The 22630-nt window shown below is 67.0% G+C and carries 21 protein-coding genes, 1 tRNA gene and 1 pseudogene; 13 read left to right on the plus strand and 10 right to left on the minus strand.

Annotated elements, in window-relative coordinates; translation table 11 throughout:
* Positions 1 to 119: 119 nt before the first annotated feature.
* Positions 120 to 2750, plus strand: a complete 2631-nt coding sequence (locus PGN37_RS00940) for a glycosyltransferase family 1 protein (protein ID WP_335329139.1) — start codon at positions 120 to 122, stop codon at positions 2748 to 2750.
* Between the two features lie 29 nt (positions 2751 to 2779).
* Here the strand turns inward: PGN37_RS00940 and PGN37_RS00945 are convergent, their stop codons facing one another.
* The 3 genes from PGN37_RS00945 to PGN37_RS00955 all read right to left on the minus strand — a co-directional run bounded on the left by PGN37_RS00945 (position 2780) and on the right by PGN37_RS00955 (position 7649).
* Positions 2780 to 4216 carry a neutral zinc metallopeptidase gene (locus PGN37_RS00945; protein ID WP_335329140.1) on the minus strand — a complete coding sequence of 479 codons (1437 nt, stop codon included), beginning with the start codon at positions 4214 to 4216 and terminating at the stop codon, positions 2780 to 2782.
* A gap of 82 nt (positions 4217 to 4298) precedes the next feature.
* Entirely contained in the window at positions 4299 to 6290 is a 1992-nt protein-coding gene (locus tag PGN37_RS00950; protein ID WP_335329141.1) for an ATP-dependent DNA helicase, read from the minus strand.
* Between the two features lie 3 nt (positions 6291 to 6293).
* The gene (locus PGN37_RS00955) at positions 6294 to 7649 is read right to left on the minus strand and encodes a nicotinate phosphoribosyltransferase (protein WP_335329142.1); all 1356 of its coding nucleotides are present in this window, start codon (positions 7647 to 7649) and stop codon (positions 6294 to 6296) included.
* Between the two features lie 53 nt (positions 7650 to 7702).
* Between PGN37_RS00955 and clpS the strand changes: the two genes are divergently transcribed.
* From clpS to rdgB, 11 genes are all read left to right on the plus strand, one after another.
* Entirely contained in the window at positions 7703 to 8005 is a 303-nt protein-coding gene (clpS, locus tag PGN37_RS00960) for an ATP-dependent Clp protease adapter ClpS (protein WP_335329143.1), read from the plus strand.
* Between the two features lie 7 nt (positions 8006 to 8012).
* Positions 8013 to 8597 (plus strand): oxidative stress transcriptional regulator AosR, encoded by a 585-nt coding sequence (aosR, locus tag PGN37_RS00965; protein ID WP_335329144.1) that lies wholly within the window; start codon positions 8013 to 8015, stop codon positions 8595 to 8597.
* On the plus strand, positions 8597 to 9619 hold the full coding sequence (locus PGN37_RS00970; RefSeq protein WP_335329145.1) for a P1 family peptidase: 1023 nt from the start codon (positions 8597 to 8599) through the stop codon (positions 9617 to 9619). Before aosR ends, PGN37_RS00970 begins: the two co-directional genes overlap by 1 nt.
* A gap of 10 nt (positions 9620 to 9629) precedes the next feature.
* Complete coding sequence (locus PGN37_RS00975; protein WP_335329146.1) at positions 9630 to 10043, plus strand: M67 family metallopeptidase; 414 nt, start codon at positions 9630 to 9632, stop codon at positions 10041 to 10043.
* 39 nt (positions 10044 to 10082) lie between these two features.
* Positions 10083 to 10355 carry a MoaD/ThiS family protein gene (locus PGN37_RS00980; RefSeq protein WP_335329147.1) on the plus strand — a complete coding sequence of 91 codons (273 nt, stop codon included), beginning with the start codon at positions 10083 to 10085 and terminating at the stop codon, positions 10353 to 10355.
* A complete protein-coding gene (locus PGN37_RS00985) occupies positions 10352 to 11314 on the plus strand; it encodes a PLP-dependent cysteine synthase family protein (RefSeq protein ID WP_335329219.1) in 963 nt (320 codons plus the stop codon). The genes PGN37_RS00980 and PGN37_RS00985 overlap by 4 nt, the downstream gene beginning before the upstream one ends.
* Positions 11305 to 11991, plus strand: coding sequence for a rhomboid family intramembrane serine protease (locus PGN37_RS00990; RefSeq protein ID WP_335329148.1), 687 nt, complete (start codon positions 11305 to 11307; stop codon positions 11989 to 11991). The genes PGN37_RS00985 and PGN37_RS00990 overlap by 10 nt, the downstream gene beginning before the upstream one ends.
* Entirely contained in the window at positions 11988 to 12818 is an 831-nt protein-coding gene (gene murI / locus PGN37_RS00995) for a glutamate racemase (RefSeq protein WP_335329149.1), read from the plus strand. The genes PGN37_RS00990 and murI overlap by 4 nt, the downstream gene beginning before the upstream one ends.
* 69 nt (positions 12819 to 12887) lie before the next feature.
* Positions 12888 to 13652 carry a cyclic nucleotide-degrading phosphodiesterase gene (locus PGN37_RS01000; RefSeq protein WP_335329150.1) on the plus strand — a complete coding sequence of 255 codons (765 nt, stop codon included), beginning with the start codon at positions 12888 to 12890 and terminating at the stop codon, positions 13650 to 13652.
* Between the two features lie 101 nt (positions 13653 to 13753).
* The gene (gene rph / locus PGN37_RS01005; protein ID WP_335329151.1) at positions 13754 to 14536 is read left to right on the plus strand and encodes a ribonuclease PH; all 783 of its coding nucleotides are present in this window, start codon (positions 13754 to 13756) and stop codon (positions 14534 to 14536) included.
* Positions 14533 to 15141 (plus strand): RdgB/HAM1 family non-canonical purine NTP pyrophosphatase, encoded by a 609-nt coding sequence (gene rdgB, locus PGN37_RS01010; RefSeq protein ID WP_335329220.1) that lies wholly within the window; start codon positions 14533 to 14535, stop codon positions 15139 to 15141. Before rph ends, rdgB begins: the two co-directional genes overlap by 4 nt.
* Before the next feature lie 4 nt (positions 15142 to 15145).
* Here the strand turns inward: rdgB and PGN37_RS01015 are convergent, their stop codons facing one another.
* Genes PGN37_RS01015 through PGN37_RS01025 form a run of 3 tightly spaced genes read right to left on the minus strand, consistent with a single transcriptional unit; the run spans position 15146 to position 16408 of the window.
* Positions 15146 to 15493, minus strand: a complete 348-nt coding sequence (locus PGN37_RS01015; protein ID WP_335329152.1) for a DUF3817 domain-containing protein — start codon at positions 15491 to 15493, stop codon at positions 15146 to 15148.
* Entirely contained in the window at positions 15490 to 15870 is a 381-nt protein-coding gene (locus tag PGN37_RS01020; RefSeq protein WP_335329153.1) for a hypothetical protein, read from the minus strand. The genes PGN37_RS01015 and PGN37_RS01020 overlap by 4 nt, the downstream gene beginning before the upstream one ends.
* Positions 15851 to 16408, minus strand: coding sequence for a hypothetical protein (locus PGN37_RS01025; RefSeq protein ID WP_335329221.1), 558 nt, complete (start codon positions 16406 to 16408; stop codon positions 15851 to 15853). The genes PGN37_RS01020 and PGN37_RS01025 overlap by 20 nt, the downstream gene beginning before the upstream one ends.
* Before the next feature lie 301 nt (positions 16409 to 16709).
* Here PGN37_RS01025 and PGN37_RS01035 point away from each other — a divergent pair.
* Positions 16710 to 16795: transfer RNA gene (locus tag PGN37_RS01035), tRNA-Leu, on the plus strand.
* A gap of 916 nt (positions 16796 to 17711) precedes the next feature.
* Here PGN37_RS01035 and PGN37_RS27240 read toward each other — a convergent pair.
* The 4 genes and pseudogenes from PGN37_RS27240 to PGN37_RS01055 all read right to left on the minus strand — a co-directional run.
* Positions 17712 to 18608: pseudogene (locus PGN37_RS27240) on the minus strand (recombinase family protein); the annotation flags it as partial.
* Positions 18609 to 18765: 157 nt separating this feature from the next.
* On the minus strand, positions 18766 to 19434 hold the full coding sequence (locus tag PGN37_RS01045; protein WP_335329155.1) for a hypothetical protein: 669 nt from the start codon (positions 19432 to 19434) through the stop codon (positions 18766 to 18768).
* A 20-nt stretch (positions 19435 to 19454) separates the two neighbouring features.
* Entirely contained in the window at positions 19455 to 20300 is an 846-nt protein-coding gene (locus PGN37_RS01050; RefSeq protein ID WP_335329156.1) for a replication-relaxation family protein, read from the minus strand.
* 175 nt (positions 20301 to 20475) lie between these two features.
* Positions 20476 to 22599, minus strand: coding sequence for a type IV secretory system conjugative DNA transfer family protein (locus PGN37_RS01055; RefSeq protein ID WP_335329157.1), 2124 nt, complete (start codon positions 22597 to 22599; stop codon positions 20476 to 20478).
* Between the last annotated feature and the right edge of the window lie 31 nt (positions 22600 to 22630).

The following is a 22630-nucleotide window of genomic DNA, read 5'->3' on the forward strand; positions in this document are numbered from 1 at the left end:
GCTCGTCGTGCACCTTCGTCGCGCCTATACCCACCGTAGTGTCAGCCTCAACCCAGCGGGAGAGTGGAAGTGCAGCACGTCACCCACGGGCGGGTGTTGCGGCAGTAACGTGAGCACGCGTGAAAGCTCTCCGTCGGTTCACTGTCCGCGCCCACCTCCCGCAACCGCTGGCCGCACTCGAACGGCTCTCGATCAATTTGCGGTGGTCATGGGATAAACCGACCCAGGATCTGTTCCAGACGATCGACCCCGAACTGTGGAAACTCGTCGGCGAGGACCCGGTGGCGATGCTCGGGCACGTCAGCCCGGAACGTCTCGAAACGCTCGCCGGCGACGAGCACTTCATCACGCGGCTGGGCGCTCTCGCCGCTGATCTGGACGATTATCTGAGCCGGCCGCTGTGGTACCAGCAGCTCGGCGAAGCTCGGGGCGACGGCGCGGTGCTGCCCAACGGCATCGCCTACTTCTCGATGGAGTTCGGTGTGGCCGAGGTGCTGCCCAACTACTCCGGCGGTCTCGGAATCCTCGCGGGCGATCATCTGAAATCGGCGTCGGACCTCGGGCTGCCGTTGATCGCGGTCGGCCTGTACTACCGGTCCGGTTACTTCCGGCAGTCGCTGACCGCCGACGGCTGGCAACACGAGAACTATCCGCTGCTCGACCCGCAGGGTCTGCCGTTGCGTTTGCTCACGGACGCCGCGGGAGAGACCGTCCTGATCAGCCTGGCCCTGCCCGACTCGGCCCAACTGTTCGCCCGCATCTGGATCGCCCAGGTGGGCCGAATCCCGCTGCTGCTGCTCGATTCGGACATCCCCGAAAACGACCACCAACTGCGTTCGGTGACGGACCGACTTTACGGCGGCGACCAGGAGCACCGCATCCGTCAGGAGCTGCTGGCCGGCATCGGCGGCGTGCGCGCGATCCGGGCTTTCACCCAGATCGAGGGCCTCGCCGCGCCCGAGGTGTTCCACATGAACGAGGGCCACGCCGGTTTCCTCGGGGCCGAACGCATCCGGGAGCTGATCGAGGCGGGACTGGATTTCGACACCGCGCTCACCGTCGTGCGCTCCTCGACAGTGTTCACCACCCACACCCCGGTGCCGGCAGGTATCGACCGGTTCCCGGTCGACATGGTGTCGCGGTACTTCGGCGCGGAGCCGGGGGCCGCCAGCTCGCGGTTACTGCCCGGAGTTCCGGTGGAACGCATTCTCGCGTTCGGCTCCGAGGACGATCCGACGAAGTTCAACATGGCCCACATGGGGTTGCGGCTGGCCCAGCGCGCCAACGGGGTGTCGCTGCTGCACGGCCGCGTCAGTCGGGAGATGTTCAACAACCTGTGGCCGGGCTTCGACCCGGCCGAGGTGCCGATCGGATCGATCACCAACGGCGTGCACGGCCCGACGTGGGCTGCGCCGCAGTGGTTGGAACTCGGGCGGGAGTTGCTCGGCAGCCAGGATCTGAGCTCGCTGCAGGAGCCCGAGACCTGGGAGCGTCTGCACGAGGTGGACCCGGGCCATCTGTGGTGGATCCGTTCGCAACTGCGCGAGGCCCTGGTGTACGACGTCCGGGACAGAGTGCGCCGCTCGTGGTTGGAGCGTGGTGCTGCTGATGCTGAACTGGGTTGGATTGCAACAGCTTTCGATCCGAATGTGTTGACCATCGGTTTCGCGCGCCGAGTGCCCACCTACAAGCGCCTCACCCTGATGCTGCGCGACCCCGAGCGGCTGCGACGGCTCCTGCTCGATCCCGAGCGCCCCGTGCAGCTGATCGTGGCCGGCAAGTCGCACCCGGCGGACGAAGGCGGCAAGGCGCTGATCCAGCAGGTCGTGCGGTTCGCCGACCAGGCCGACGTCCGGCACCGCATCGCCTTCCTTCCCGACTACGACATGTCGATGGCGCGCACGCTCTACCACGGCTGCGACGTCTGGCTGAACAATCCGCTGCGCCCCCTGGAGGCCTGCGGTACCTCGGGAATGAAGAGCGCGCTCAACGGCGGACTGAACCTGTCGATCCGCGACGGCTGGTGGGACGAGTGGTACGACGGCGAAAACGGTTGGGAGATACCGACAGCCGACGGGCTCGCCGACGAGAACCGGCGCGACGATCTGGAGGCGGCCGCGCTGTACGACCTGCTCGAACGCGCAGTGGCGCCGAAGTTCTACGACCGTGACGAGCGCGGCGTCCCGACCCGCTGGGTCGAGATGGTCAGGCACACACTGCAGGTCCTCGGACCGAAGGTGCTGGCCTCCCGGATGGTGCAGGACTACACCCAGCGCTACTACCTTCCTGCGGCCCGCGCGCTGCGGCAGTCCATCGAGCCGGGAGATGCGGCCGCAGGCGATTACGGCATGCCCTTCGGCGCGGCGCGCGAACTCGCGCACTACAGGGAGAAAGTGCAGAAGGCATGGCCGAGCGTCCACATCGTGGAGGTCGACAGCTACGGCTTGCCCGACACCCCGCTGCTCGGCTCGGAGCTGACGCTGACCGCGCGGGTCTGCCTGGAGGGGCTGTCGCCCGCCGAGGTGACGGTCCAGGCGGTGCTCGGGCGCGTGGACGCCGGTGACGCGCTGGTGGATCCGGTGACGGTCCCGATGACGCACTCGGGGGTCTCCGACGGCGGCGAGGACATCTTCACGGCCAGCACGCCGCTACCGGTCACCGGTCCGGTCGGATACACCGTGCGCGTGCTGCCCCACCACCGCCTGCTTGCCGGTGACAACGAGCTGGGCCTGGTGACGCTGGCGGGGTGATCTTCGGGGGGCGTAGCTGGGCGGGGTGATTACTGGAAGCGCGCGAAGCAGCGGTTTGCATCACCGAGCACGCCCACGCGGAACGCGTCGATGCGGGAGAACCCCGACGGCACGGATTCGCCGTTGACGTCGCTGGCGGCCAACCCGTTGGTGAGCAGACCCGACACCGCCTCGTCGACGTCACCGGCCGTGAGTGCGATCGTCGCACCGTCGGGCGTGGTGACCTGCTTGGACATCTTCACCGTCGCGACGCCGGTGAGGCATGCGGTGCGCAGTGCAGCCTCGGCGTTGTCGAGTGCCACCCCGCCGCGCTCCTGCTGGATCGCCTGCATGTACCGCGATACCAGCACCGAGTAGGCCACGTTGTCGCCGGAGGCCAGCCCGCCTTCGGCGTCCTGAGCGCCCAGTTGGGTCAGTGCCGGCAGATCCACGACGATGGTGTTGGTGGCCGGGCAGTACGACGCGGGTGGGCTGGGGCGCGCATCGGCGCACGAGCCGGCCGCCGTCGCGTCGAAACTGAGCGCGGGAGGCGCTTTGGGAGAGAACAGGATTCCCATCGCGTCGACGATGGAACGCACCGAACCCTCGTCGATCGCCAATTCACCGGACTCGTCCTCGGGTAGCAGGACCGGGAGATCGCCGCGCCGCTGGCCGATCTCGCGCATGTCGATTCCGGCGCACGCGCTCGGACCGTCGGTGAAGCCGAACTGGAATGCCGAGATGCGTTCGAAGGCCGAGCCGTGCTCGTCCATGCCAACCTCTGGATCGCCCTCTTTGAGCAGGGGGTCGCGGAACGAGATGACACCGGCCAGGACGTTGTTCAGCCCGTCGCCGGTACTCAGCGAGAAGCGGGGCGAGTTGTCTTCGGCGACCCAGCGCATGTAGGAACCGGCCAGGCAGTCGGCTTGCTGCTCGGCGACCAGCGTCGGGGTGTCGCTGGTGGTCATCTTGGCGGCGCGGCTGACGGCGTGGCCGTACTCGTGAGCCAGCACCATCGCCACGCCGATGTCCCCGTGAGCGCGACGCAGATCCGGCAGCAGTTGGCCACGGTCCCAGCCGATCGTCCTGTCGGGGTAGCAGTAGGCGGCGTTGATCAGGCCGAACGTGTCATCGCCACAGAACGTCCCGTCGAAACTCCCGGCATCCCAGGAGATCAACTCCTTGACGGGGGTGAAGCCGTCGTCGAAGGTCTCGGGATAGGCGCTCTCCCAATACTGTTCGACGTCACTGACCGCGCTGGCGGCCAGATTGTCGATGTCGCCGCCGTCGGTGCCCTCGACCTCGCGGCTGGGTCCCTCCGCGTTGGGGCGCAGGCCGGTGGGCCCGTCGGTGGCGGGCATCCCGGCCACGGAGAACGGGTCGTTGAACACCGATACGGCGTTGCCCTGCACGGTCGTCGAGCAGGCGGCGCACAGCACCGCGCCGACTCCGACCAGAACTCCCAACACTGCGCGTGGTCGCCCCATGACGCCGCCTTTCGGGTCGTTCCAGCGAGGTCGACAATAACGACCGCGCTCGTCCGCCGCCGGACAGTCGACCAACCCCGGCTCAGTCGGCGCCGTGCAGCCGCCGCAGGGCAGCGCGCACGGCGTTCCCATCGGTGGTGGTCCAGAACGGCGGCAGCGACGACCTCAGATAGCCGCTGTAGCGCGCGGTCGCCATCCGGGAGTCGAGGACGGCCACCACGCCGCGGTCGTCGACACGGCGCAGCAGCCTGCCCGCGCCCTGGGCGAGCAGCAGCGCCGCATGGCTGGCCGCCACGGCCATGAACCCGTTGCCGCCGCGCGCGGCGACCGCGCGCTGACGCGCGGTGAGCAGCGGGTCGTCGGGCCGGGGAAAAGGAATCCGGTCGATCAGCACCAGGGACAGCGACGGACCGGGCACGTCGACGCCCTGCCACAGCGACAGAGTGCCGAACAGCGACGTCTGCTCGTCGGCGGCGAAGCGTGCGACCAGCGCCGCGGTGCTGTCCTCGCCCTGACACAGCACCGGGGTGTCGAGGCGGTCACGCATGATCTCGGCAGTGGCACGCGCGGCGCGCATCGAGGAGAACAGGCCCAGCGTGCGCCCGTCCGCCGCCTCGATCAGGCCGGCGATCTCGTCGAGCTGCTCCGCTGCGCCGACGCCGTCGCGCCCCGGCGGCGGTAGATGCGCGGCGACATAGAGGATCGCCGACCGGGCGTGGTCGAACGGTGAGCCGACATCGAGTCCACGCCAGCTGGTCTCGGACTCAGATGCGCCGGTGAGCCCCCACGCCGCGGCCATCGCGTCGAAATCCCCGCCCACGGTCAGCGTCGCCGACGTCAGTACCGCGGTGGTGGGACCGAACAGGCGTGCGCGCAGCAGCCCGGCCACCGACAGTGGAGCGACACGCAGAAGCGTGCGGTTGCCCGAGCGGGTGTCCTCGATGTGTTCGACCCAGACCACGTCCGTGCGGTCGGGGATGGCCGGTACGAAAGAGGCGAGAATCCGCGCGGCCGTGTCGGCGACGTCGCCCAGCGCGGTCGCGGCCTCGGCCCGTGCGGTGGTGGTCTTCGGATCGTTCGGAGCGGTCTCGACCGCGGTGCGGGCGCGGCTCGCGCTGTCGCGCAACACGCTCAGATAGCTCTCGAGCTCCTCGTCGAGCACGTCGATGCGCCCCGGCCGGGCATCGAAGAGGGCTGACGACAACGTCGCCGAGGCCGCTTCGAAGCGTTCGATGAGCTCAGCATCGAGCACGCGAGCCGCCCGGCGTTGCGCCACCCCCAGCGCTGTCGCCGACAGTTCGGCCGTCGCCACACCCGTCACCCGGTCCACCAGTTCGTGGGCTTCGTCGACGATCAACAGGTCGTGTTCGGGCAGCACGTTGGCGTCCCCGATCGCGTCGATGGCCAGCAGCGCGTGATTGGTCACCACCACGTCGGCGTCGGCGGCGCGGTCGCGGGCCCTCTCGGCGAAGCAGTCGGTGCCGAAAGGGCACCGCGACACCCCGATGCATTCCCGTGCGGACACGCTGACCTGCGCCCAGGCGCGGTCCGGCACGCCGGGTACCACGTCGTCGCGGTCGCCGGTCTTCGTCGTGGTCGACCATTCGGTGAGTCGGGCGACGTCGCGGCCCAGCGCGGTCGACGCGACCGGATTGAAGAGCTGGTCCTGCGGCTGGTCGTCGGCGGGTTCGCTTGCTCCGTTATGAATCTTGTTGAGACACAGATAGTTTCCTCGTCCCTTGAGGAGGGCGAACTCGGGCCGCCGGGGGAGGTGGGGTGCCAGCGAGTCGGCGAGGCGCGGCAGGTCGCGGTCGACGAGCTGGCGTTGCAGCGCGATGGTGGCGGTGGACACGACGACGGGCCGCTCGTCGGAGAGCGCATGGGCGATCGCGGGCACGAGATAGGCCAAGGATTTCCCGGTTCCCGTGCCGGCCTGGACGGCCAGATGCTCACCGCTGGTGAACGACTGCGCAACCGCCTCGGCCATCGCGACCTGCCCGTCGCGATGCGCGCCGCCCAGTGCGGTGACTGCGGCGGCGAGGAGTTCGGCGACCTCGCCGGGCTTGGTACCCACGCCCTAGCGCCCGCGCGGGGCGATCATCCGAGTCGGGATCGCGGGTTCGCCCTTGGACAGCTTCAACCCGTCCCAGGGCAGGCTGAGCAGACCCTGCTGCACGCGCTCGCGCGCCGCGGCGAGGGAGGGATCGGCGACCGCCTGCCCGTCGCGAACCAACGCCGTCGTCACCGTCCGGGCCACGAGGTCGGGTGGGGCGTCGAACGAGTCCCCCGCCTCATCGTGAACGGGGTACACGACCTCCTCGACGATCGTGCCCGACTCCTTGGCGAGCCGCACGGCCTGCTTGCGGCCGCCGTGGGACTCCTTGTGGCTGCTGCGTTTGGCCACCGGCAGGCCGTCGACCTCGACCAGCTTGTAGACCATGCTCGCCGTCGGCGCACCCGATCCGGTGACCACCGACGTGCCCACGCCGTAGATGTCGACCGGTTCGGCCCGCAGCGCAGCGATCGCGAACTCGTCGAGGTCGCCGGAGACCACGATCTTGGTCCCGGTGGCGCCGAGCCCGTCGAGCTGGGCGCGCACCTGGCGGGCCAGCACGCCGAGGTCGCCTGAGTCGATCCGCACGGCGCCCAACTCCGGGCCGGCGGCGTCGATCGCATTCGCGACACCGGCGGTGATGTCGTAGGTGTCGACCAGCAGCGTGGTGCCGACACCCAGCGCGTCGACCTGCGCACGGAACGCCGCTCTCTCCCCGTCGGAGGCGGACTGGCCGGCCTGCGAGTGCAGCAGCGTGAACGCATGCGCGCTGGTGCCGAGCGCCGGCACACCGTAGGTGCGTTCGGCCTCCAGGTTCGACGATCCGGTGAAGCCGGCTATGTACGCGGCACGCGAGGCCGCGACCGCGGCGGCCTCGTGCGTGCGGCGCGACCCCATCTCGATCATCGGACGGCCCTGCGCGGCGCTGGCCATCCGCGCCGCCGCCGATGCGATCGCCGTGTCGTGGTTGAAGATCGACAACGCCAGCGTCTCGAGCAGCACACATTCGGCGAACGTGCCGTGCACCGAGAGCACCGGCGAGCCCGGAAAATACAGCTCGCCCTCGGGGTAACCGTCGATGTCCCCGCTGAAGCTGTAGTCGGCGAGATAGGCGAGGGTGTCGGCATCGCAGAACGGCTCGAGGGTGGCGAGCTCGGACTCACCGAACCTGAAGTGCGGCAACGCTTCCAGGAACCGTCCCGTCCCGCCGGTGACGCCGTAGCGCCGGCCGTCGGGCAACCGCCGCGCGAACACCTCGAACGAGGTGCGGCGGTGAGCAGTGCCGTCCTTGAGCGCGGCCGCGAGCATGGTCAGCTCGTACTTGTCGGTCAGCAGGGCCGGTGAGGGGCGCGCAGACGGGTTCTCCGGCGACGAGGTCACCGCCCAACCGTATCGGTTCGGAGCCGGGGGAGGACCCCGGTATTCTGGCACCCATGGTGACGCCGGCGAAGGCACGACCGGATACCTCCGTAGAGCGTGAGGTGAGTTCCGATGCCGCGGCAGACACCCCGTGGGTCACGATCGTCTGGGACGACCCGGTGAACCTGATGACCTACGTGACCTACGTGTTCCAGAAGCTGTTCGGCTACAGCGAGTCGCAGGCGACCAAGCTGATGATGCAGGTGCACAACGAGGGCAAAGCCGTGGTCTCCGCCGGCACCCGGGAGTCCATGGAGGTCGACGTGTCCAAGCTCCACGCCGCCGGGCTGTGGGCGACACTGCAACAGGACCGCTGACCCCGCTGTGCGTAAGTGGAAGAGGGTCGACGGCGGTGACGGCCCACGGTTCCGGTCGGCGCTGGCCGCCCACGAGGCCGACCTGCTGTCCAGTCTGGTGACGTCGCTTCTCGGCATGCTCGACGAGCGTGCCGCATCGGCGCCGGTCGACGAGCTCGCCGAGATCACCGGCATTCGCACCGGCAATTCGACTGCGCCGCAAGACGATACGATGAAGCGGCTGCTTCCCGACTTCTACAAGCCGGCGACCGATCATCCCGCCGGATCCGGTCCGGCCGAGAGTCTCAACAGCGCGCTGCGCAGTCTGCACGAGCCCGAGATCATCGATGCCAAACGCGCGGCGGCAGACCGACTGCTGGCGACGCTTCCTGTCGGCGGCGGCAAATTCGAGCTGTCCGAGTCCGACGCGCAGGCATGGGTCTCGGCGGTCAACGACGTCCGCCTGGCACTGGGCACCATGCTCGAGATCGGCCCCGACGGACCCGACCGACTGCCGGGCGACCATCCGATGGCCGGACATCTCGACGTGTACCAGTGGCTGACGGTGCTGCAGGACTACCTGGTCGTGAGTCTGATGGGGACAGAGCGCTGATGCCGGGCGCGATCACCGATGTCGGCGGCATCCGCGTCGGGCACCACCACGCGATCGACCCGGACGCCACGCTGGGCTCGGGCTGGGCGTCCGGAACCACCGTCGTGCTCACCCCGCCGGGCACAGTCGGCGCGGTCGACGGCCGCGGTGGCGCACCGGGAACCCGCGAGACCGATCTGCTGGATCCCGGTAACTCGGTGCGACACGTCGACGCGGTGGTGCTGACCGGCGGCAGTGCCTTCGGGCTCGCCGCTGCCGACGGCGTGATGACGTGGTTGGAAGAGCAGCAGCGCGGCGTCGCGATGACGGGGGGCGTGGTGCCGATCGTGCCCGCCGCGGTGATCTTCGATCTGCCCGTGGGCGGCTGGCAATGCCGGCCGACCGCCGACTTCGGCTACCGCGCGGCCGCCGCCGCGGCCTCCGACACCGCCGTCGGCACCGTCGGCGCGGGAGTCGGCGCGCGGTCGGGAGTTCTCAAGGGCGGCGTCGGCACGGCGTCGGTGACGCTCGACATCGGCGTCACCGTCGGCGCGCTGGTCGTCGTCAACTCCGCCGGCGACGTCGTCGACCCGGCCACCGGTCTGCCCTGGCAGGCCGACCACATCGAAGAGTTCGGCCTCGTGGCGCCGCCCGCCGACCAGATCGCCGCCTACGCCGACCGGCACGGCGAACTCAGTCCGCTCAACACAACGATCGCGGTCGTGGCCACCGATGCGGCGCTGAGCAAGGCAGCCTGCCGTCGCGTCGCCGTGGCCGCCCAGGACGGGCTGGCCCGCACAATCCGGCCGTGCCACACGCCACTGGACGGCGACACCGTGTTCGCGCTGGCCACCGGCGCAGTCGAGGTCGAACCCGATCCGACGATCCCGGCGTCGATGTCTCCCGAGGTGCCGCTGATGACGGCCGTCGGCGCGGCCGCGGCCGACGTGCTGGCCAGTGCGGTTCTGGCCGGGGTGCTGGCCGCCGAGGGCCTCGCCGGAATACCGACCTACCGTGGGCTGTTGCCCGGAGCGTTCGAGTGAAGGAGAGCGGGTGCTGACGATTCGTGCTGACCTCGTGGCGGCGATGGTCGATCATGCGCGCGCCGACCACCCCGACGAGGCGTGCGGGGTCATCGCCGGACCTGAGGGGTCCGACCGGCCCGAGCGCTTCATCGCGATGGTCAACGCCGAGCGGTCGCCGACCTTCTACCGGTTCGACTCCTTGGAGCAGCTCAAGGTCTGGCGGGCCATGGAGGACGCCGATGAGGCGCCCATCGTGATCTATCACTCGCACACCGGCACCGAGGCGTACCCGAGCCGCACCGACGTCTCGATCGCCGCCGAGCCCGATGCGCACTACGTGCTGGTGTCGACGCGCGACCCCGACGAGCACGAGCTGCGCAGCTATCGCATCGTGGACGGCGTGGTCACCGAAGAACCCGTCACCGTCGTCGAGCAGTACTGACGCCCGACACACCCAGTCCGAGAACCAAGGAGTCCTGCCATGTCCGTCACCGTGTCCATCCCGACGATCCTGCGCACCCACACCGGCGGGGAGAAGCGGGTGTCCGCCACCGGTGCGACCCTGCAGGCGGTGATCGACGATCTGGAAGCCAACTACTCGGGAATCACCGAGCGCCTCGTCGATAACGGAAAGCTGCACAAATTCGTCAACATCTACGTCAACGACGAGGACGTGCGGTTCTCCGGCGGCCTGAACACCGAGATCTCCGACGGGGATTCGGTGACGATCCTGCCGGCCGTGGCGGGAGGCTGATGAGGTACGACTCCCTGCTCCAAGCGCTCGGCGGTACGCCTCTGGTCGGGCTGCCCAGGCTCTCGCCGGCGTGGGATGGCGATCCGCACGTCCGGCTGTGGGCCAAACTCGAAGACCGCAACCCGACGGGCTCCATCAAGGACCGCCCGGCGCTGCGCATGATCGAAGAGGCCGAGCGCGAGGGCCGTCTCCAACCGGGTGCGACGATCCTGGAACCGACGAGCGGCAACACCGGTATCTCGCTGGCGATGGCGGCCCTGCTCAAGGGCTACAACATGATCTGCGTGATGCCGGAGAACACCTCCATCGAGCGTCGTCAGCTGCTCGAGCTCTACGGCGCGCGGATCATCTACTCGCCGGCCGAAGGTGGCTCCAACACCGCGGTGGCGCACGCCAAAGAGCTTGCCGCGCAGAATCCTTCGTGGGTGATGCTCTACCAGTACGGCAATCCGGCCAACGCGATGGCGCATTACGAAGGCACCGGCCCGGAACTGCTGGCGGACCTCCCCGAGATCACGCACTTCGTCGCGGGCCTTGGCACCACCGGAACCCTGATGGGCACGGGTCGCTTCCTTCGCGAGAACGTCCCCGGGGTGCAGATCGTCGCGGCCGAACCACGGTACGGGGAGGGCGTGTACGCGCTGCGCAACATCGACGAGGGCTTCATCCCCGAGCTGTACGACCCCGACGTTCTGACCACTCGGTTCGCGGTCGGGTCCTTCGACGCGGTGCGCCGCACCCGCGAGCTCATCCAGGTGGAGGGCATCTTCGCGGGCATCTCCACCGGCGCGATCCTGCACGCAGCACTGGGCATGGCGGCCAAGGCCGTCAAGGCGGGGGAGCGCGCCGACATCGCGTTCACCGTGTGTGATGCCGGGTGGAAGTATCTGTCCACCGGTGCTTACGCCGGTAGCCTGGACGACGCAGAAGATGCGCTGGAAGGGCAACTATGGGCATGACGGGCACCGGCGGAGGCCCCGGCCCGACCGCGGGGCGGCAGCGCCCCGGCTGGCTCGTCGGCGGTATCACCATCGTGTCGTTCGTCGTCATGCTCTGGATCATCGAAGCTTTCGACGCCGTCAGTGGACATCGGTTGGACAGCAACGGGATTCGGCCGTTGGAAACCGACGGGCTGGCAGGCATCCTGTTCGCCCCACTGCTGCACTCGAACTGGGAACACCTGATGGCCAACACCGTTCCGGCGTTGGTGCTCGGGTTCCTGGTGACGTTGGCCGGGCTGTCTCGCTTCGTGTTCGCCACCGCGATCATCTGGCTGGTCGGCGGTCTGGGCACCTGGCTGATCGGCAACGTCGGCGCCCAGTGCCCCTACGTCGGGGTGCGCTGCGAGACCAACCACATCGGCGCGTCGGGCCTCATCTTCGGGTGGCTCACCTTCTTGATCGTCTTCGGCTTCTTCACCCGCAAGGTGTGGCAGATCGTCGTCGGCATCGTCGTGCTGTTCTTCTACGGCAGCGTGCTGCTCGGCGTCCTGCCCGGCACGCTCGGCGTCTCCTGGCAGGGCCACCTGTGCGGTGCGGTGGCCGGGGTGCTCGCGGCCTACCTCCTGTCCGGCCCGGAACGGCGCACACGCGCTGTCGGCAAGGGCGCCCCCGCTCCGCCCTACCTGTCCCGATGAGCGCGGATCTGCCCATCGGGATCTTCGATTCCGGAGTCGGCGGCCTGACCGTGGCCCGCGCGATCATCGACCAGCTGCCCGACGAAGAGATCGTCTACGTCGGCGACACGGCCAACGGACCCTACGGCCCTCTCACAGTGCCGCAGATCCGTGAGCACGCACTCGCCATCGGTGACGACCTCGCCGAGCGGGGCATCAAGGCGTTGGTGATCGCGTGCAACACCGCGTCGTCGGCCTGCCTGCGCGACGCGCGCGAGCGGTACGCGCCGATCCCCGTCGTCGAGGTCATCCTGCCGGCCGTCCGGCGAGCGGTCAGCACCACGCGCACGGGCCGGGTGGGCGTCATCGGCACGGCAGCGACCATCGCGTCGGGCGCCTATCAGGACGCCTTCGCTGCCGCCCGTGACCTCGAGGTGTTCTCGGTGGCCTGCCCGCGCTTCGTCGACTTCGTCGAACGCGGAGTCACGAGCGGGCGGCAGGTGCTCGGCCTTGCCGAGGGATACCTCGAACCACTGCAGCGGGCACAGGTCGACACCCTGGTCCTGGGCTGCACGCACTACCCGATGCTGTCGGGTCTCATCCAGCTGGCGATGGGCCAGGACGTGACGTTGGTGTCGAGCGCCGAGGAAACAGCAAAGGATCTGCTACGGGTGCTCACCGAGCGTGATCTGCTGCGGCCGCACCCGGGTGAGGGCGCACCGCCGCCGCGGCGAGTGTTCGAGGCGACCGGTGATCCGGAGGCGTTCACGCGGTTGGCGGCGCGTTTCCTTGGGCCCACCCTCGACGGTGTGCGCCATGTGCAGGGTCACGCGGGAACCAGGACATGATCCCGGTCTCCCAAAGTATCGAGAAAGCGGCGATGTTTTCCGCATAGCGCTGGTGGGCATGGCAAGCTAGTGGGCGTGCGAGTCACCGTACTGGGGTGTTCCGGCAGTGTGGTCGGACCTGATTCGCCCGCGTCCGGTTATCTGGTGACTGCACCTGACACTCCGCCGCTGGTCCTCGACTTCGGTGGCGGCGTTCTCGGTGCTCTTCAGCGCCACGCGGATCCGAACTCCGTTCACGTCCTGCTGTCGCATCTGCATGCCGATCACTGCCTGGATCTGCCGGGGTTGTTCGTCTGGCGGCGCTATCACCCGAGCCCCGCCACTGAACGCGGCGTGGTCTACGGGCCGGCCAACACGTGGGCGCGTCTCGGTTCGGCGTCCTCGCCCGAAGGTGGCGAGATCGATGACTTCACCGACATCTTCGACATCCGGCACTGGGTGGACAACCAGGCCGTCGAGATCGGCTCGCTGACGATCGTGCCGCGGCTGGTCTGCCACCCGACGGAGTCCTACGGCATGCGCATCTCCGACCCGTCGGGTGCCACGCTCGTCTACAGCGGGGACACCGGCTACTGCGATGCGCTCATCGATCTGGCCCGCGGCGCTGACGTGTTCCTGTGCGAGGCGTCGTGGACGCACGATCCGAGCCGTCCGCCGCGCTTGCATCTTTCGGGCACCGAGGCCGGACGCGCGGCGGCCCACGCAGGGGTCGGGGAGCTGCTGCTCACCCACATCCCGCCGTGGACGTCGCGTGAGGACGTCATCAGCGAGGCGAAGGCCGAGTTCGACGGCCCCGTGCACGCCGTCGTGGCCAACGAGTCCTTCGACATCTGACCCCTCTCCCGCCCACACCGACGTGTGGGCGGGTTCGTGCGAGAAGCGCCCGCCATTACGTCGATCTCGGCGCTGACATGGCGACCGGTTAGGGTTGGCCCGTGTCCAGACGAGAAGACGGCCGGCTCGACGACGAGCTTCGCCCCGTCACCCTGACCCGCGGCTTCACCACGCATCCGGCGGGATCGGTGCTGGTCGAGTTCGGGCAGACGCGGGTCATGTGCACCGCGAGTGTGACCGAGGGCGTTCCGCGGTGGCGCAAGGGCTCCGGTCAGGGTTGGCTCACCGCGGAGTACGCAATGCTGCCCGCGGCCACCCATGACCGGTCCGACCGCGAGTCGGTGAAGGGCCGGGTGGGCGGACGCACCCAGGAGATCAGCCGTCTGGTCGGGCGCTCGCTGCGCGCCTGCATCGACCTGGCTGCCTTGGGGGAGAACACGATCGCCATCGACTGCGATGTGCTGCAGGCCGACGGCGGCACCCGCACCGCCGCCATCACCGGCGCGTACGTCGCGCTGTCGGATGCGGTCACCTATCTGGCCGCAGCCGGCAAACTCAAGGACCCGCGGCCGCTGTCGTGCGCGATCGCGGCGGTCAGCGTCGGCGTGGTCGACGGGCGCATCCGCGTCGACCTGCCCTACACCGAAGACTCTCGCGCCGAGGTCGACATGAACGTCGTCGCGACCGACACCGGCACGCTGGTCGAGATCCAGGGCACCGGCGAGGGTGCGACGTTCCCCCGCTCGACCCTGGACAAGATGCTCGACGCCGCGATGGCCGCCTGTGATCAGCTGTTCGTCATCCAGCAGGAAGCGCTGGAGTTGCCATACCCGGGAGCGCTGCCCGAGTCGGGCGAGCCGTCCAAGAAGGTGTTCGGAAGCTGACCCGGCTCCTGGTTGCCACCCGCAACCTCAAGAAGCTGACCGAACTCCAGCGGGTGCTCGACGCCGCCGGGGTGGTGGAACTGTCGCTGGTGTCGCTGGCCGACGTCGCCGCGTTCGACGAGGCGCCCGAGACCGGCGCGACGTTCGAGGAGAATGCACTGGCCAAGGCGCGCGACGCCTACGTCGCGACGGGCCTGCCTGCGGTGGCCGACGATTCCGGCATCGAAGTCGACGCGCTGAACGGCATGCCGGGGGTGCTGAGTGCGCGGTGGTCGGGCAGGCACGGTGACGACGCCGCCAACACCGCACTGCTGCTCGGTCAGCTGGCCGATGTTCCCGACGAGCGTCGCGGGGCGGCGTTCGTCTCCGCCTGTGCGCTGGTCCACGGACCCGGTGACGACGACGCCGTGGTGGTGCGAGGCGAGTGGCGCGGCACCGTGGTGCGCGACCCGCGCGGCGTCGGGGGTTTCGGGTACGACCCGGTGTTCCTGCCGGCCGATTCAGATCGGACGGCCGCCGAGCTGACCCCGGAAGAAAAAGACGCGGCGTCGCACCGCGGGCGGGCGCTGGCGAAGCTGCTGCCATCGCTGCGCGCGCTGGTCTGAGCCGTCAGCTCAGCCCGAACTGGTCCTTGATGTTCTGCGTTTGGAAATGCTCGACGATGATGCCGACAAGCGGGATGGTGCCTGCCAGCAGAATGCCGACGGTCTTGGCGATCGGCCAGCGGACCTTCACCGCGAGGTTGGCCGTGAAGAGCAGGTAGACGAAGTACACCCAGCCGTGGACGACGGCGATCCAGCCCAGCGAATCGTCGCCGAAGCCGTACTTCATCACCATCTCGTAGCACAGCGCGATCAGCCAGACACCCGTCGCCCACGCCATGACCCGATAGCCGGTCAGGGCTTTGCGGACGGTGTCGACGGAAGCGATCGGCGAGGGCGATTCGGGTGCGGTCACGTACCGGTTCCTGTCATCTTGTCGTCGCCATCTTTTCTGGCGAGTTGAGCTAGATAGGCGTTGTACTCACGCAGCGTCACATCGGCTTCGGTGGTCGCTGCCTTCGGGCGCTCCGGAAGCAGGCCCGCAGGGATCTCGGTGGGGGTGTCCGTCTTCTGCGGGGTGGGCGGCGCCTCCTCGTACCGGACGAACTTGAAGTAGGCGTAGACGCAGAAGCCCGCGAAGGCTGGCCACTGCAGGGCGTAGCCCAAGTTCTGGAAGTCGCCGGAGGTCGATTCAAAGCGTGTCCACTGCCACCATGCCAATGCGAGGCAGCCCGAGGCAGCGGCGATCACCAACAGGATGAGCGCCGGCCTCCTACGCCGCGTAGTGGACACTGCTCAACGGTACCGCGCTGTCCTTGGGCCCGACGAACTCATCGAGGCGTTCGGTGGCCGCCTTGCGATAGATGGACACCGTGTACTTGTCGGATCGCCGCCATGCGATTTCGAGCACATCGAGCGCTGCGGTAAACAAGCCGATGATGTCCTCGGACCGATTGCTGAAGTGATATCTCACGCTGAAGACACCGCGATCGTTCGCGACGACACGGCACCCGTCGCTGTGCAGAAGGCCGAGGACGAACTCCTCGGCCTCGTTGTCGACGATCGTCTGCTGCCACGGTTCCAGCACGATGCGCCGATTGTGCTTACGACCTGGCCCGTGCTGCGGCAGCAGGCACGGCCAGTGATTGGACGACAGGTAGACGTCTGCACAGCCGATAGGCCGCCAGTACACGCCTGAGTGTTGCGCGGGAAACAACGCGTCTATTGCGGCGCGGCACCTGTCGATGATGGCTGGGTACCGCTTGTCGCAGGTAGTGCGCAGGATGTAGGTGCGCGCTTGACGTGAAACGCACCCGTCACCCAGATACATGCCGAGCACATAGGCGTAAGGACCCTCGGGGATGGCGTCGACGTCATGGTCGCTCGGGTGCGAACACGAGCCTCGGGTTCGAGCCCCCGGTTGACGACGCCACTGCCACACAGTTTTTCGTGGGATGCCCGTCTGCCGTGAGATCTCGCAGTCATTAAAGCCCTCACGGATCAGCCTTTGGACAGCGTCGAACTCTTTTCTGGATCTCATGACGCCCCCTCCCACATCACTGCTGACGTCAGGATAGGACGGAGGTACGACAGCTCCGATCGACTTGCGGCACGCTAGTATCAGCGGGCTTGCGCGAGTGTCGGAACTGGCAGACGAGATGGATTTAGGTTCCATTGCCCGATGGGCGTGGGGGTTCGAGTCCCCCCTCGCGCACCACAGATTGCTTACTGCAATCACCACGAGAATTGACAGCTTTTAGTAGATCGTCGACCAGCGCGATCGAGCCGCCGGACTGATGTTCGGCGGTTTTGTGTTGGTCGAGGGCTCCGAGCGCTGCGCTGCGAGCAACGGATGGGTCGTTGGTCTCTCGGTGCACGCGCCAACCGGTGTCAGCCGCCAGTAGCTCGGCGAGCGGTGAGTTGATCTCGTAGTTAGTGACTCGCTCGTTGTGGACGAAAAGATATTTGAAGATGGCCTGGTTGAGACGGCGGCGGGTTTGGTCGCTGGCCGCCAGATACAGCCGATGCGGGTCCTCGAGCAGCCGCAGGCAGGCATCGAGGTAGTCCTCGGCAGCGGGCAGGTGGTCAACCGCGGATTGCATTTGCGCCCGGAGATCACGGCGGCGGAGTTCAATGTCCCGCAGGCGCTGCTGGATCTTGTCCTTGGCAAGATCGCCGGCGGCAGCCATGTCGAGCAAGTTGTCTTCCTTGACGTCGAGCTGCTTGAGCTGTTTTGCGAGGTCTCGATGGAGGAGACGGTTTGCGCTTTGGCTATCGGCGAGCGCCTGGCGCATCGCCTTGCTGAGCGCCGCAATGAATCCGGGAGTGAAGCGGATCGTCTTGTAATGCTCCTCGACGGCAGCCTCGACAAGGTCCACATTGCTATACGGGGCATCACACACGTGGGATTGGACCCCGCGGCAGAAGTAGTAGCGGTACTCGCCACCGTGACGGCCGGTGGCGCGCTGAATGATCATGCGCCTGATCTCGCCGCCATCATCAAAACAATTTCCGCAGAACAGACTTCCTTTCAAATAGTGATGATTCCGGCGTCGGCGCTCGCCCGCGTAGCCACGAGATTCCAGCAAGTCCTGCACGCGATCGAAGGTCTCCTGGTCGATGAGTGGTGGATGACGCCCGTCGTAAGTCTGCCCTTTGTACTTGACCAGGCCGAGGTAGTAGGGGTCTTTCAGCATGGCTGCAACCTTGGACTTCGAAATGGGCCCGGCTGGGCGCGCTCGAGTCGCGCGGGTGGTGAGGCCGCGCTCATTGAGTTCATCCACGATGGTCTCGATGGTCGCGTCCCCGTCGGCGTACAGTTCGAAGGCCCGACGTACAAATGGTGCCCGTTCAGAATCGATTGCAATGGAGCGGATCTCACGGCCGTCCTGGCGGTCGATGGTGTTGAGATAGCCAATAGGCGCGATGCCGAGGGTGCCGCCCTTCTTCGCCTTCTCTCCCATTTTGTAGGCGATGTCGGCGCCGTCCTTGGCCGAGCGGTACTCGTTGAAGGCCGCCAGGATGCCGTGCATAAGCTGGCCGACGGGGGTGTCGTCGACGCTCTCAGTGGCCGAGATGAGTGTGACTCCACGCTTTCTGAGGTCGGCCATGACGATGGCGTCGTCGATACGGTTACGCGCCAGGCGCGACAGTTCGTAGACGATGACGTAGTCGACATCCTTATCGCGTCGGATGCGTTCCAGTAGCTGCTGGAAGGCAATGCGTTTGGTCATCTCGGTACCGGAGCGGCCGGGCTCGACGTACTCGCCGACGATGTCCAGTTCGAGCTGGCCCGCCTTCCGCTCGCAAGAGACGCGCTGGGCGGGGATGGAAATGCCTTCGGGGTCGTAGTCGGTGTTGACCTGACCGGTCGAGGAGACGCGAAGGTAGAGCACGGCGCGGTTACCTGCTTGGGGTTGCGGCGTCTTGGACCGCGGTGCCAAGGGTGCCGAGTCCGCCGGCCGCACGGCGGTCGCCGTGTCGAGGTAGGCACTCGGCGCCCGCACGGTACGCTCTTCATCAAAATCCATTGTCAGCCCTCCCTTCTCTTCTTGGTTCGCGCACGAGATACTTCGCACGATCTGCTCGGGTTATGTCTGAGATTAACTCGTTCGGCGGCTGATGCCGATAGGAGAAGTGACGCGGAAATTACATCTCCTGCAGATGATTTCAGTCAGTAGGCGCGCGTCAGCGAAAGAACACGTGCAGCTGACCGCGGCCGGGAACGATATCCCAGCCTTCCCGCATTCGCCGTTCGATCGCCTCGCGGTCAAGAAAGATAAAATCTTCGCAGCCAATACTGCGGGCCAGTGCGCGAATCTTTCTCTCCCACTCCAGTACATCGGTCACGCCGTTGAGAACGGCCTCAATGCCGGCGTAGCTGCCGCAGTAGGCGTGGCCAAATTCCTCAAGTGTTGTCTCCCGCTGGCAATCAACATCGGGAAGTCTTAAATAAGCTTCCAGGGCATCGCCATTCGACGAGATCTGGAAGCCGCCAGAGTTGGGCGGTAGCGCATACGCCACGTAGGTCGTGAGCCAGGCGGTCCATCTTTTCAGGCCGGGTTCGAGATCTTGACTCGCAAAAGCTGACAGGCATTCGGCGCGAAGTTGCTCAACATGTAGGGAGCCGGTATCTGCGAACTGCCTTATCGCGCTGTGCAAGCCGGCTCCGAGACGGTCGCTGAGGCAGAGAGCGATGATTCGCGCGTCTTGGTTGCTGATGATCGACTCGGTATCGACGGCATTGTCGAGACGTTTACCGAGCGCTTCGGCGGCGGGCAGGCTGATCGGTAGATTCCAGCCGTGGGGATCTGGTTCGCGCGGTGCTCGGGTCTCAGGTGGTTGCTCGTGGTTCATAGGGTTCCTCCTTTCGTTGGTTACGTAGTGGGCTCGATCTCGGTCAGGATGCCGGGAAGCGGAACTTCCTCTGGCCCTTCGGGTGTGGTCATGGTGTCGATGAAGCCATCAAGGGTGCGAAATCGGAAGACCTGCCGAGGCAGATTGGCGCTTGCTACGATGGAGTCAAGTTCACGGATGCGCTTGAAGTCAGGAACGACCCACAGCACTGTGGGGAAGAGTTCGTGCTCAGCTTGGTAGCGACCGCTGCGCATGTAGCGGATGTAGGTTTGACATTTCCTGAGCAACTGTGGCCCATGCTCGCGGCCTCGGTCCGCTTCGATGAACCAGTGCTCCTCGAAGTCGTCGTCGGCAGCGATCAGGTGGAGGTCGGGCCGCAGCCACTCAGAGCGGCCGTGGGGGCCGCTGAACGCGCGCCAGGCGCGCTGTTCAGCTGCCAGGTGGGTAATGCTCCAATCTGGCTGTGTGCGGCCTAATTCGCGGAGCAGGACCGCCAATTCGGACACGAGCACGGTGTGCTGAGTGAACGCCGTGCCTGGTTCGCTGTAGCGGCGGCGCTTGGGGTCACCGCGGGCCGCGCGTAGGTAGCGTTCACCCGTCGCGGCCAGTTGCCACGTCAGGCCGGCGCTGCCCTGCCTTACCCCGCCGATGCGCCTGCTCAGTGTGTCAACGAGGCCGTGGCCCTTGAGCCGCCCCATGACACGGGTGCAGGCCCGGGTGGCGGCGCTGATCGTGGCGTGGCCATCGGCGAAATGGAGCCGCTGAATCTGGCGGGTGGTGAGCAGCCGGAACTCTTCGAGGTCATGCAGAATGCGTAGATCGCGGTCGCTTAGCGCATCGGCAAGCTGGGACAAGAGCCGCATCATGGCGTCTGCCTCCGGCGTCCGCTCAACAGGTCCGCGGCGCCTGCGGCTGGGCTTTCGGGACCGCTGAAGCAGCGGTCAGTCCCCTCCCAAGTGGATAGACATGTACGGAATGTGCTGCATGAACGAGAAAAACTGAACAACGTGACTGGACGAGCGATGGGAATAGCAGGAGTTGTCACTGGATCGACTCCTCTTCTGCATCAGAATCTCTGGTGTCCAGTCGTTTTCGCTTCTTCCTTCCGACCGGGATCTCAGAATCTTGATCGGCGCCAGGTGAAGGAGAATGAGAGTGGATATCAACTCGCGGCGGTGTGTCGCCGTAGAGCTCTCGGCTGCGATTTCGGATAGCATCGGCCAGCCCGGTAGGTGGTGGAGGCGGATTGGTGACGATGGTGCTCCAGCCGGAGGACTCACCGTCCACGACGACGCGGGCGTAGGCGTGGTGCTTCGGTAGCAGCTGGAAGTCCTCGGCGTCGAGCCCTGGGGCGAGCTTTGCCATGGCCGCCGCGTCGCTGGCGCTCTCCAGCCTGAAAATCAGCTTGTTGCGGGCGTTGCTGTCGATCGCCTCCACCAAATCCTTTGGCAGCTGGCTTCGTTGCTGATGTGCGAGCACCCAGGAGACGCCGTATGACCTCGACTGACTGAGCGCATCACCTAAGGACGTGGGCAGGTGGATGAACTTCTGACACTCGTCGACCACGACCGTGCCCGGCCTATCCATTGGCTGGTGTTCGCCACCTCGTTCCTGAGTTGCCTGCCACGCTTCGGCCACGATCAGGCTGCCCAGCAGTTCTGCAGTGAGTGGCCCTACCAAGGCCTCGTTGAGGGGGACCAGCACGATCTTGTTGTCGCGAAAGATGTCCCGTAGCCGAAAGCGAGGCGTGGGCTGGCCGAGAATGTTGCGAGCGGCCGGACGCAGCAGGTAACGCCGGAGCTTGTTCATCGGGGCGGCGATCATGGCGGACTGTGCGGCTGGGGTCATTTCGTCGAAAGCGGCCCAGAAGCCGGCCAATATGTCGTCGGGCTGAGCTTCCGCGAGCACCTGTTGGCGGAAGCGAGAGTCCGTCAGCAGCTGGGGAATATCCACCAGCGTGTACGGCTGGGCACGGCGTTGCCCGGCTCGGGCGAGGGTTAACAGACTGGAGAGGAAGATGTCCTCGGTCCGCGGGCCCCAGCCATCGGCGAACACCGCTTTGAGGACGGCCAGCAGGCTGTCCACAAGCACATCGACATTGCGGTCACCCGCGTCGAGCGGGTTGTATCCCGGAGGCGTGGGTGACGTCGGGTCGAAAAGGACAACGTCGTCAATGCGATTGTCGGCGATGCAGGTAGCGATGATGTCGGCGATGAGCTGCCACTTGGGGTCGACGACCAGCACCGCTCTCCCCGCGGCCACGTCGGCTTTGATCAGCTGCAGCAGCGCTGTTGACTTCCCCGATCCGGTGGGGCCCATGACAATCGTGTGGAGCAGACCGTCACGTGGGCTGACCCCGAACATCTGCTCCGTCCCGGGGAGCGCAGTCTTGCCGAAGGTGCGCTCTGATTCTCGTGGTGGGTTTTTCGGCAGCAGCAGGCGCGGATGGAGGGGCGCAACGCCCGGTAGCTCGCCGTCGCCGATTGGCCAGGCAAGCAGGCCTGTCAGCTCGTGGGCTGCCATGCGTTGCGGCCAGCGCCGGGGTGGCACGGCGGCGTCCAGATGAGCCGCCTTGCCGCGGCGTGCGGTCAGCCGCACGCCGGTGGCACGAGCGGTGCCGAGTGCACCTGCCAGGCTGGCGAGCCGTTGGCGCCGGGTGGTGAGATTGTCTGCCGCAACGCCGATCCGAACCGCTACGACAAACCCATGGTGCGCGACACGGTCTTCGACTTGGCCGCGGCTGGCGCCGGTGAGCGGCCGGTTGCCGCGGGTCAACTGGCTCCAGGCGGACTGGTACGGATCGGTGGCATCGGGGCGAACCTGACGTCCGCCGCGGCGCGGACCGAGCACAAACTGCACGACGAGCGTTTCTCCGCCCTGCAGCCGCGCGGCCAGCGCTGACAGAATCGCCGTGGTGACGGCCAACGGGTCGTCAGTCCGCAGGGCGACGGCATCGGGACGAAACGCAATGTCAGCGACGCGGTCACACTGCGGTCGGTCGATCACGGTGTCCTGACTGCTGATCGCGATGCCCGCCAGCAGATCGCGCAGCGTCCGATACAACCAGGGGATTTGCGGTGGATGGACTGCGACGAGGTGGGCGATCCCAGCCGCAGTGGCACGGGTTTCGAGGACGAGCCACGGGCTCAGTGGGGTCAGCGGCAAGGCGCTCGAGAAACCACAGCACGCGTCCGGG

Source organism: Mycobacterium kyogaense, from assembly GCF_036946525.1.
GTDB lineage: Bacteria > Actinomycetota > Actinomycetes > Mycobacteriales > Mycobacteriaceae > Mycobacterium > Mycobacterium kyogaense_A.